An 11,667-nucleotide genomic window follows, 5' to 3' on the forward strand; every position below is an offset into this window, starting at 1 on the left:
CCAGTTCCGTCCGCCGGACCGAGACTTGTTCGTCGTGTGAGTCACCGCTGCCGTCCCGCGGTCATCTCGACGGCGCCTGAGAGCACATGCCGGGCAGCGGCGACAACGCCTTCCTTGAGCGTGCCTGCCGTCGTCGCAGACGCCGCCGACGGGGTCTTGCGTGCCGACCCGTCGAGCAGGCCAGCCAGCGCGACGGCAGCCGCCTGGGGGTCCTGGAAGTCCGCGAACGCGTAGTCTCCGCCGGAGACGGCGGCGGCTTCGGGCAGGCCGCCCAGTGGTGAGACCAGCATGGGCTTCCCGGCGCGCCCGACCTCGACGGCGACCCGGCCGAAGGGCTCCATCCACCGGGACGGAATCAGCACGACGTCGACCAACCGGCAGAACTCGTCAACGGGCAGGTGCCCCGGAACGCGGATATCGACGCCCTCGGCCCGGGCAAGCTCGACCAGCGCCCTGACATAGGCGGCCTGCCCGGTGCCGGCGACCAGCACGGTGACGGTGATGCCGGTGCGGCGCTGGTAGGCAGCCGCGGTACGGATCGCCGACTCGATGCCCTTCACCGGGCTGACTCGGCCGATGTATCCGATGACCAGTCCGTCCCCGTTCCGACGCGGCACCCGGACCGGCTCGGCCGGGCCGATCAGCGGATAACCGACCAGGCTCTCCGCCGGGTTGACGAGGCCCGAAGCGACCAGCTCGTCTCGGACGAAGCCGGAGACGCAGACGCTCACCGCGTCACGTGGGGTGGCATTGCGCATGATCCGCGCCTTGACCTGGCACTCACCGCAGACGGTTTCGCAGCTGCGCGCCCCCTTGAGCCGCGATCGGCGCCAGCAGGTGTCGCTCAGGTCGTGGAAGACCCGGACGTACCGCAGCCCGTCCGCTTTCACGGAGCGCAGCAGCCACGGTCCGGTACGTGAGACGTTCGTTGCGACGACGACGTCGGGGTGAAAGGCCCGGATCCGGCGCGCCAGGCGGGACGCGGTCCAGGGGACCAGCCAGGCGCTGATGAACTCCAGACCCCGGCGGACCCGGGTGTCCGCGTGAACCCGGCGCGCGAAGGGCCGGCGTACGGCGTGCACGGACAGGGGGCCGTCGGTGTAGGACGTCTCCACGGCGGCCGGAACGAAGACCGACACCTGGGCGGATCGGGCCAGTTCCAACGCCGCCTCGCGAGCCGACCGCTCCGCACCGCCAACGTCGTTCGGCCACCACCAGTCGGCCAGGACAGCGACTTTGGGCAAGGGGTCACTCATCCAGGGCTTCTCCACTACTCTGCCGGTCGGGTCGTCGGCCGGTGGGCGGTCGTCCACAGGCGTGGGCGTGCGGGTGAGGCCCCACTGCGGGCCGGCCCACGCCGCGACCCCGACGACGAGCACCACGAAGGCAGCACCAACAAACGGGATCTGCGCGCCGAGAGGCCCGCGTAGGAGGCCGATCTGCAATGCGGCGAACATCACGGTGAGGGCGGTGCCCAGGCTGGCCGCCGGGCCGGTCAATGCGATGTCGAGTCGCCGCGCGAGCTTCCCGTAGAAGAAGAACAGCACCACCACGCCGACGAAGCTGAACTCCAGGTACGTCTCGGCCCAGAACGGTAGGGCCAGGTTCTGGAACTCGTAGCCCCGGCTGGCGGCCACGGCGTTGCCTGCCGGGATCGCTTTGCCCTCCCAGACGGACCGGGGCACCCAGAACAGCAGCGCCGAGATGAAATGGTGGCCCCACGTGTGGCCGCCCACCCCCACGTGGTGGACGGCGTTGACCGTCTGCTGGAAGCCGTCGAAGTCCCAGGTGTAGTAGGCGTCCAAGCCCAGTCGGAGATTGCCGCGGGACCGCTCGTTTCGGAACAGGTTCGCCAGGGGGTAGATGACGGCGAGGCCAAGGAGCATCCCGATCGAGAACAGCGTCCGCCAGATCTGCCGGTCGAACCGCACGATCGCAAGGCCGGCGGCGAGCAGGACCCCGAAGGCCGCAAAGCGGTTGGCGGACAGAGGGTTGTTGTAGATCAGGTTGAGGACGACGGCGGTGCCGGTGGCGGTCAGCACCATCGACCGCCCCCGCCGGTCAGCCCAGTTCTGACTGCGCCAGCAGACCAGGCAGAGCACGAGGGCGACGGCGCTGACGGCGGCCGGGAACGTGCTGAGCAGGCCGAGCAGCGCCAGGTCCTGCTGGCTCTTCAGACCCTCTTCGGCGATCGCGCGCTGGAGATCGTCGCGGCTGGTGAACCGGACGGCCAGCCCGCCGGTCATCGGCAGGCAGACGACGGCCAGGACGACCGCGAGCCCGGTCACGACGACGGCCTTCTCGATCGTGAGGCGGGTACGCCGGGATGTCGATGGACGCGGGGCGGGGACCCGACGGGTGTTGCCCACCCACCATGCCACGACCGCGAAGAGCAGGATGACCTGCGCACTGACGTAGTGCTGGTCGAGGGGGAGATCGGGCCACGGCAGACGCCGATCCCGGATCTGAAGCAGCGGCGCGAAGCCAACCCACACCGCGACGAAGGCCCAGAACGTCACGGCGACCGGGGTGAACGTTCCGGACAGTGTGGTTTGGTAGAGAGCCGCAAGACATACCGCGACCGCGACTAGACCGAGGAACCCCGCGACCGTGGGGCGGGGAAGCACCGTGGTGACACCGAGGGCAGCGATGATCGCGAGCCACCCGACGACCGCCGCCGGGGTGACGGCACGTGAGCGGGGTGCCCACGTACCGTCAGGCGGCACGGCGTCAGGACGTCTCATCGGAGACCCAGGCCGTCACCTTCGCGCGGAAGACCGAGGCGGAAAACACCGAGGCATGGGCCTGGACCCGCTCACGGTTCAGCTGGTCCACGTGCCGGAGCACCCCGGCGTACTCCCGCGGGTCGCTCGAATCCACCAGGAAGCCGGTTTCCCCGTCGACCACCGTCTCCAGCACACCGCCCCGGCGAAGCCCGAGCACGGGCGTGCCGCACGCCATGGCCTCCACGGGGATGATGCCGAAGTCCTCGTGGGTGGGGAAGAGCAGGCACTTCGCGCCCCAGTACAGCTCGCGAAGCCGTTCCCGCGACGGCTGGACCTCGAAGACGACAGGAACGCTGGCCGCCGCCGCCCGGCGACGCAGCGACTCCTCCTCCGGCCCGGAACCCGCGATGACCAGCGGCAGCCCCGCCGCGTCCGCAATGTCGATCATCAGGTCGAACTTCTTGTACGGGATCCAACGACCGACACCCAACAGGTATGCGCGGTCCTGCCGACGCTGCTGCTCCGGAACCGTCGTGAAGTAGTCCACGTCGACGGGTGGGTGAATGATCCGGGCGTCACGTTTCCAGAACCGCTGGATACGGGACTGCACCTCCCGCGAGTTCGCGGCGTAGCTGTTGACGTGCCGGCTGAACCGGACGTCGGCCGCACGGAGCACGGCGCGGGGCGCGGACAGCAGACCTCCGGACCCCCGGCCGTCGAAGTCGGGGCTCCAGAGGTAGCGGGCCGGCGAGTGGATGTAGCTGAGATAACGCGTGTCCGGCGAAGCGGGAATCTTCACCGTGTGTGCGAACGCGTGGCTCGACGAGAGGACGACGTCGAACCGCTCGCGGGTCAGCGTGCGCCACGCCAGGGGCATGACCGGTAACGCCAGCGCCTTCGACCGCCGCAGCGGTGTACGCGCGAGCCACGACTCCCTCAGATCGAGGCCGCGTCGGGCGTCGCGGTCGCGCCACAGCACGAAACCTGTCGAGTCCGGCAGCACCTCGCGCAGCGCCAGGAAGACGTTCTCTGAACCACCCGTCGCACCGAACCACTCGTGCACCAGGGCAACCGACTTGCCTGCCAGCAGGGGAGCAAGTTCGCTCCGGACGGCAGGAGAGACCTCGGTGATGGCCGTTCACTTCCTCTGCTCGGAAAAGACCGTCGCCCAGGTAGTCGGCGACGGGACGTGTCAGGGCCGTATCAATAAAGCCGCTCGGGTCGACCATGTCAACACATCTGAGGACGGCCCCCCGGCGTCGTGAAGCGATCACCCCACGGCTGCCGCCAGCTGTTCGTCCAGCTGCGGCGCCAGCGTCTGCACGTAGGTCGCCGTCAAGTGGTTGGCGTCCCGGTAGACCAGCACGCCGCCGATCACCGCCGCGCAGCGAGATGCCGGACAGATGGCGTCGGTGAGGTCGACCAGATGCACCTCCGGTGCACCCTCCGCGGCTTCGACCTGGAGCGGCCCGATGCCGGCCAGGGCTTCGTCCCGGGCGACCGCGCAGCGGGTCAGCTGGTTCCGATTGCCGGAAACACAGTCGGCGATGTCGATGCGCGGCGCCGGACTGTCCCGCAGGACCACCACGGGCGCCACCTCGGTAAGCCCCTGCCAAGTCTGGCGCATCGACTCCACCAGCGCCGTCCGGTTCTCCGTCCCCTTCAGCACTGCCCCGTCCCGATGCACCGAGTAGTTGAAACTGCTCGTGAAGATCAAATCCGGGCGGTCGTCGGCCAGCGCGCGCCGGACCCCCTGGTTCCAGGTCGCACAGCTCCGGTTCACGTTCCTGCCGTCTGCCACCTGGGCGTCAAGAAAGGGGCACTGGGACTTGGTGTAGGTCACGAGCTTCCAGTTCCGCCGCTCCGCGACGGTGCGGAGGGCCGGCACCCACTGCGCGGCGTGCGAGTCACCGATCAGCACGACGGTGCTCGTGGGGGCGGGGCCGCCATAGGTGCACTTGCGGATCTCGGTGTCCGGCTTGTCGGCGTGGCAGTTGTCGGCGTACACCGAGGGCAGATCGTCCCGAGCCACGGAAGGGTCAGGCACGATGACTGAAGCGTGATCGACGGGATCGCCGGCGGTCGTGCCGTTGCCCGCCGCGAGAGCGGCTGCGCCGGGCGCGCCCCACACGGCTGCCGCCCCGGCCCGCGACGGCGCGGTCGCGAAGTTGAAGACCACACCGGCGTAGACCACCAGCAGTGTGCACGCCAGGCCCACCGCGAGCGCGGCCCGGGGCCGCACTGACAGCTTGCGGGAGTGCCAGACCGGCCGTTCAACCAACCGACTGGTCAGGTACGCGAGCAGGACCGACAGCGCCACCGCGACTGCCCGTGCCGTGAAACCCGACTCTTCTGTGCTGGCGGTCAGCACCACGAGCAGCGGCCAGTGCCACAGATAGAGGGTGTACGAGATGCCGCCGACGAACTGCAGCGGCGTCAGGCGCAGGACGGTCACCGGCCCGTGCCGAGCGGCCGTACCGGCTGCGATGACCAGGGCGGTCCCGATGGTCGCGGGCACCGCCAGCACGCCGGGGAAGGGCGTCGAGGTGTCCAGCACCACCGCGGAGCCGGCGATGGCGGCGATGCCGATCCAGCCCAGGGCGGACGCCACGGCGCCGGGGAGTCGCAGAGGAACCAGCGCCAGCAGCGCGCCGATCGCGAGTTCCCAGATCCGCCCGGTGGTGACGAAGTAGGCGCGGCCGGGGTCCGTCTCGACCAGCAACACCGACCACGCAAAGGAAGCGAGCCCCACGACGGCCACCATTGCGACCGCGAGAGCGCCGAAGCGCGGTCGGGTGCCGGTCCTCCGCCGGGCCCACCAGGCGACGCCGGCCAGCAGCAACGGCCACAGCAGGTAGAACTGCTCCTCGACCGCGAGCGACCAGTAGTGCTGGACGATGCTCGGGGCCTGCTCGGCGGCGAGGTAGTCGACGGCTTGGTCGGCGAGCCGCCAGTTGATCAGGTAGAGCGCGCTGCTCACCACGTCCCACGCTGTGTCCCGCCACCGGATGTCCGGCAGGAAGACGTACGTGAGAGGCAGAGCGGCGAGCAGGACGAGCGCGGCGCTGGGGAGCAGCCGCTTCGCCCGCCGGGCGTAGAACCGGCTGAGTGACAGGCGCCCGCGGGACGCCACCTCCGCCGCCATTCCTCGGGTGATCAGGTATCCGGAGATGACGAAGAAGACGTCCACGCCGACGAACCCGCCGGAGATGAACGGGACGTCGGCGTGCCACAGCACGACCAGCAACACGGCGATGGCGCGCAGGCCCTCGATGTCGGCCCGGAAGGCGCTCTGCGCCCGGCCGGCGTCCGGCGGCCGCTCGCTCCCGCCGACGGCGGGACGCCGTGCCGGCGAGGGTGCCGGTCGGTGTCTCGTCTGGACGTCATCGACCGTCATGGTGTCCTCGCCAATCCAGGTGTCGGCCGTCCGGAGGGGCCGGCGCGGGGCGAGCCGTCCGCCGCCGTGCCGGCTGAGGTTCCGACGCGCTCTCGATCCGGGGCAGGATGACCGTCCGGTCCAGGGGGAGGATGACCGTTGCGTCCAGGGAGAGCACCACGGTCGCGTCGTCGTCGACGGGCGGCCGTCGGACCGGCCCCGCCGGCGGCGCCGCCGGCGGGGCCGGTCGGGTCGTCGGGGCCGGCGATGCCGCGAGGGGCGTCGTGCGTTCCGGCGGGCGCCGGTCGTGCGTACCTCGGCCGGATTCGCCTCCGGCGGGTTTCGAAGCCGGCTGGGCCGGGCGGACCGCCAGGCGCTGCGCGAGATTCGTCCCGCCGATGATCAACGCTCCGCTGGCCGCGGACAGGAGGTACAGCATCCAGTCCGCCGCGTTCTCCCGCACGTCGCCGTCGAGCCGGAGCCGTTCCTGGGCGCGCTTCCGGTAAATCCGTGCCGAGGAACGGGCGGGATCCTGTTCGAGGACGTCGTCGAACCCACGGACTGCCTGGGAGTACCGACCCCCGAAGTAGTCACCCAGGGCGCCGCGGAAGGCGCGGTCCGCCCCGCCCAGTCGGGCCTCCACACCGCCCTGCTCGAGAAGCCGGCCGATGGTGGCCGCGGTGATCAGGTCGCGGACCGGTTCGCCGGGGGCGGACGTGTCGGTGTCGAGGACCGCGACGAGGCGTCCCGACTCGTCCACGACCGGGCCACCGCGCGAGTCAGGACCGATCTGACCGTTGACGCCGATGCGGTTCGTCCCGCTACGCCCGACAATCTCGACCGCTCTCGTCCGCACCACGTAGCGGACAGCACCGTCGTCCGTCTCGTCGCGGCCGTATCCGAGGATCACCGCCGGCGCGCCGGGGAGCAGGTCCGAGGCAGTGGCGATCTCGACGGCGGGAAGCCCGGCGCGCCGCAGTTTCACCAGAGCCACGTTGCCGTCGACAGGTGTCAGCGCCGTCGTGACGGCGGCGGTGACGGCCGGAGCCGACTTGGCTTCCGGGATGGCCACGTCCAACTGTCCGACCAGTGTCCGGGTCGGTGCTGTGCCGCGGCTCCGACCGGTGAACGCCGACGAGTCCTTGAGCCGGGCGACGTACGCGTCCAGTTCGTCGGCGGCCAGCCTCTCTTCCTGCACGAGGGTGCGACCCAGCCGATACAGGGCGTTGACGAGCAGAACCTCGCTGCTTGGCTGGACGCAGACGGTGGTGGTCACCGCGTACCCGTCGGGACTAACCACCACACCACTGCACCGGCGTGTGACCACCACGGGCTCCCGGCTGAACATGGTGCCGGCCCTCGCGTCGCGGAGGTAGCCCGTGTATGTCGACTCGAGGTAGACCGTCGACGGACTGGCGACCGCGGTGGCTGGCTCGTTCCGGTCGTAGGCAGGCACCGCCGCCGCCGGGAGGGCCGCGCCGATCACGACCGCGATGACGCCGAGCAGGACGGCGGACCGACGCGCCAGGGCGTTACCAGAGAGCATGTCGGTCTCCGCGCGGCAAGGGATGGTGGCCCGGTCAGAAGATGAGCGTGTCACGGAGATGGTTGCCGACCCGCCGCAGTCGGCCGGCACCGTCGATCGGCGACGTCATGCGGAGGACGAGCTGACGGTCGACTCGGCCGCTGTCACCACCGCGCCAGTACGCGACGACGACGAGGCCGTACCGGCGCTCACCGTCGAGCTCCAGTCGGCTGGATTCGGCGTACGAGGAGAACTGGCTACCACGCATCCACTGCAGGCCCCAGGCGTCCTCGGACCGCCGCATGGTGGCCTGCCGCTCCTCGTTGCACGGGAGCGGGCAGTCCCGCACGATCAACTCGCCGCCGATCTGCGGCTTTCCGCTTTCGGAGACGCCGCAGTTGTACTTGACGAAGCCTTCAGCGCGGCCGGCCGGCGTGCACTGCCAGTCCGCCGGCACCTTGACCGTGAAGCCCAGCCCGTCCAGATCGGAGAGCGTCCGAACGTTGTCCTGCGGAGTGAATTTCGGCCAGTCCTTCGGCCACGAGCCCGCCTGCGGCGGCTCGATGCCGGGCGACTGCGGTGGCGACGTCGGAACTGGCGGTGGCACGGCGTTGACACCGGCCCCCACGTTCTCCGGCTGGTCGCTGCCGTCTGAACCCGTCCAGACGAAGATGCCACCCGCCCCGGCGAGCACCACTAGGACCAGCGCGGCGATCCCGACCCAGAGCCCCGTCCGGCGCCGGCGCGGCGCGGAGGGCGTGATGCGGCGGACCGGCGAGGCGAACGGATCGCGGGGCGGCACGGCAGTCGGCGAGGCGTACGCGCCCGACGGGTGGACGTGGCCGTGGGTGGACGCATCCGGGGCCGCCGGCGAGGCGGGTGCGCCCGAGATCGGGTGCGGGGACGCGGATACCGGCTGGCCGGGGATCGGGGTCGCCTGCACGGCCCACGGTGTCTGCGGCATGCCGGACACCGGTTCAGGCGCTCCGGACACCGGCTGCGGCGGGCCGGACACCGGCGGGGCCGACACCGGCGGGGCGGACACCGGCGGGGCGGAGGTGGGCGGTACGACCGTCGGAACCGGCGTGTACTCCACCCCGAGCGCCCGGAAGAGCCGCTCCGCACCCGGTCCCGCATCAGCCGGATACGCGACCCAGGGCGAGTCGGCCGCGAAGTCGGCGTACGTGTAGGGCAGCGGGTCCGGTGCCTGCGCCAGCGAGTTCGCGATGCCGGCGAAGGCCTCCCGCCAACCCGGCGCGGCGGCCGCGGCGGCGTCCAGCACCGCCACGGTGACGAAGCGGCCTTGGTCGTCGATCGCCGCCCAGGCCTTTCCCACCGGAGACCCGCCCAGCGCGTGGGTGAACCTGTACGGGCCTTCCGGCTGCATGCGCGCACTCCTCCGTCGAACCGCCGTGCGGATACTACCGACCGGCGTCCAGCGCGACCCGCCCCGGCCGGCCCGCACTCACGGACCGGACCGCCGGTTGCTTTGTGAAAGTTTTCATGCATAGAGTCAGCACATGAATGACGGAGCTGTCGTAGCACCCGAGGACCGGGTGCTCGACCTGTTCCAGGGGGTCCGGCTCACCCCCACCCAACGCCGGATCGCGCACTGCCTCGTGCAGCACGGCCCGGCCGTGGCGTACCTGTCGGCCGCCGAGGTGGCCGAACTGGCCGGGGTCAGCCAGCCGTCGGTCACCCGGTTCGCGATGGCGCTCGGCCACGACGGCTACCCCGCCCTGCGCCGCCGCCTCCGCGAGCTGACCGTCGACTCAGCCGGCGGACGCGGCGACGCGGGCAACGAACTCCAGCAGGCGGTACGCGCCGAGATCGGGAACCTGGACCGGCTCGCCGGCCAGCTCGCCGACCGGGACCGGATCGCCGACACCGGGCGGCTGCTCGCCGCGAGCCGCCCGCTGCCGGTGCTCGGCCTGCGCGCCGCCGCACCCCTCGCCGCGTACTTCGCGTACTTCGCGGCGAAGGTGCACCCGGACGTACGGGTACTCGACGACGGCGGCAGCCTGCTCGCCGACCGCCTGGAACAGGCCGCCGAGGCCGGGGCGAGCGCCCTGCTCGCCTTCGTGCTCCCCCGCTACCCGCGGGAGACGCTGGAGGCGCTGCGGGACGCCCGGGACGCCGGCCTGCGCGTCGTCGCCATCACCGACTCGCCGGTCAGCCCGGCCGCCGAGCACGCCGACGTGGTTCTCCCCGCCGCCGTCGGCGCCCAGCTCGTGTTCGACCTGCACACCGCCCCGATGACCCTGGCCATGGTGCTGCTCCAGGCGATCTGCGACGCCGCGCCCGCCGAAACCCAACGCCGGCTGGAGGCCTTCGAAGCCTCCGCCGCCCGTCGTCAGTTGTTCCTCGGTTAGGAGGAGGTTCCCCATGACGCAGCCCGTCCGCGCCGCGCGCGGCACCGAGCGCACCGCCCGTGGTTGGCCGCAGGAGGCCGCGCTGCGGATGCTGATGAACAACCTCGACCCCGAGGTGGCCGAGCGCCCCGAGGACCTGGTGGTCTACGGGGGCACCGGGAAGGCCGCGCGGGACTGGCCGTCGTACCACGCCCTGGTGCGGACACTCACCGACCTGCGCGACGACGAGACGATGCTGGTGCAGTCCGGCCGGCCGGTCGGGGTCATGCGCACCCACGAGTGGGCGCCGCGGGTGCTGCTGGCCAACTCGAACCTGGTGGGCGACTGGGCGACCTGGCCGGAGTTCCGCCGCCTCGAACAGCTCGGCCTGACCATGTACGGGCAGATGACCGCCGGGTCCTGGATCTACATCGGCACGCAGGGCATCCTCCAGGGCACGTACGAGACGTTCGCCGCGGTGGCGGCCAAGCGGTTCGCCGGGTCGCTGGCCGGGACGCTGACGCTGACCGGCGGCTGCGGCGGGATGGGCGGGGCGCAGCCCCTCGCCGTCACCATGAACGGCGGCGTCTGCCTGATCGTCGACGTGGACCGCACCCGGCTGGAGCGGCGCGTGCACGACCGCTACCTGGACGAGATCGCGGACTCCCTCGACGACGCCGTGGAGCGGGTGCTGGCCGCGAAGCGGGACCGCCGGGCCCTGAGCGTCGGCGTGGTCGGCAACGCCGCCACCGTCTTCCCGGAACTGCTCCGGCGCGGCGTCGCGATCGACATCGTCACCGACCAGACCAGCGCCCACGACCCGCTGTCGTACCTGCCGGAGGGCGTCGAGCTGGCCGACGCCCGCGACTACGCGGCGGCCAAGCCCGCCGAGTTCACCGACCGGGCCCGGGCGTCGATGGCGAAGCACGTCGAGGCGATGGTCGGTTTCCTCGACGCGGGCGCCGAGGTCTTCGACTACGGCAACTCGATCCGGGGCGAGGCGAAGCTCGGCGGCTACGAGCGGGCGTTCGACTTCCCCGGTTTCGTGCCCGCGTACATCCGGCCGCTGTTCTGCGAGGGCAAGGGCCCGTTCCGGTGGGCCGCGCTCTCCGGCGACCCCGCCGACATCGCCGCCACCGACCGGGCGATCCTCGACCTGTTCCCGAAGAACGAGTCCCTCGCGCGGTGGATCCGGATGGCCGGCGAGCGGGTCGCCTTCCAGGGCCTGCCGGCCCGGATCTGCTGGCTCGGCTACGGCGAGCGGGACAAGGCCGGTGTGCGGTTCAACGAGATGGTCGCCTCCGGTGAGCTGTCCGCGCCGGTGGTGATCGGCCGGGACCACCTGGACTGCGGCAGCGTCGCCAGCCCGTACCGGGAGACCGAGGCGATGGCCGACGGCTCCGACGCGATCGCCGACTGGCCGCTGCTCAACGCACTGGTCAACACCGCCAGCGGCGCGTCCTGGGTGTCCATCCACCACGGCGGCGGCGTCGGGATCGGCCGGTCCATCCACGCCGGGCAGGTCTGCGTCGCCGACGGCACCGCGCTCGCCGGGCAGAAGATCGAGCGGGTGCTCACCAACGACCCCGCGATGGGCGTCATCCGTCACGTCGACGCCGGCTACGACGACGCGCGCGAGGTCGCCACCCGCACCGGCGTACGCGTACCGATGACCGAGGCGTAAGGAAG

General features: G+C 71.4%; 7 protein-coding genes. 2 read left to right on the forward strand and 5 right to left on the reverse strand.

What is annotated here, in order from left to right; all coding sequences use genetic code 11:
- Positions 1-41: 41 nt before the first annotated feature.
- The 5 genes from ACN26Y_RS02000 to ACN26Y_RS02020 all read right to left on the reverse strand — a co-directional run bounded on the left by ACN26Y_RS02000 (position 42) and on the right by ACN26Y_RS02020 (position 9,014).
- Positions 42-2,726 carry a glycosyltransferase gene (locus ACN26Y_RS02000; protein WP_196255763.1) on the reverse strand — a complete coding sequence of 895 codons (2,685 nt, stop codon included), beginning with the start codon at positions 2,724-2,726 and terminating at the stop codon, positions 42-44.
- Positions 2,727-2,730: 4 nt separating this feature from the next.
- Positions 2,731-3,789 (reverse strand): glycosyltransferase, encoded by a 1,059-nt coding sequence (locus ACN26Y_RS02005; protein WP_230688848.1) that lies wholly within the window; start codon positions 3,787-3,789, stop codon positions 2,731-2,733.
- Between the two features lie 207 nt (positions 3,790-3,996).
- Complete coding sequence (locus ACN26Y_RS02010) at positions 3,997-6,123, reverse strand: acyltransferase family protein (protein ID WP_155333781.1); 2,127 nt, start codon at positions 6,121-6,123, stop codon at positions 3,997-3,999.
- Positions 6,110-7,648 carry a S1 family peptidase gene (locus ACN26Y_RS02015; protein WP_422734154.1) on the reverse strand — a complete coding sequence of 513 codons (1,539 nt, stop codon included), beginning with the start codon at positions 7,646-7,648 and terminating at the stop codon, positions 6,110-6,112. Before ACN26Y_RS02015 ends, ACN26Y_RS02010 begins: the two co-directional genes overlap by 14 nt.
- Before the next feature lie 34 nt (positions 7,649-7,682).
- Entirely contained in the window at positions 7,683-9,014 is a 1,332-nt protein-coding gene (locus ACN26Y_RS02020; protein WP_422734155.1) for a hypothetical protein, read from the reverse strand.
- A gap of 133 nt (positions 9,015-9,147) precedes the next feature.
- Here ACN26Y_RS02020 and ACN26Y_RS02025 point away from each other — a divergent pair, with 133 nt between their 5' ends.
- Both ACN26Y_RS02025 and hutU read left to right on the forward strand, forming a co-directional pair.
- A complete protein-coding gene (locus tag ACN26Y_RS02025; protein ID WP_155333784.1) occupies positions 9,148-9,999 on the forward strand; it encodes a MurR/RpiR family transcriptional regulator in 852 nt (283 codons plus the stop codon).
- A gap of 13 nt (positions 10,000-10,012) precedes the next feature.
- A complete protein-coding gene (gene hutU / locus ACN26Y_RS02030) occupies positions 10,013-11,662 on the forward strand; it encodes a urocanate hydratase (protein WP_155333785.1) in 1,650 nt (549 codons plus the stop codon).
- Positions 11,663-11,667 lie beyond the last annotated feature (5 nt).

It is taken from the genome of Micromonospora sp. WMMD558 (genome assembly GCF_049315255.1).
Lineage (GTDB): Bacteria > Actinomycetota > Actinomycetes > Mycobacteriales > Micromonosporaceae > Micromonospora.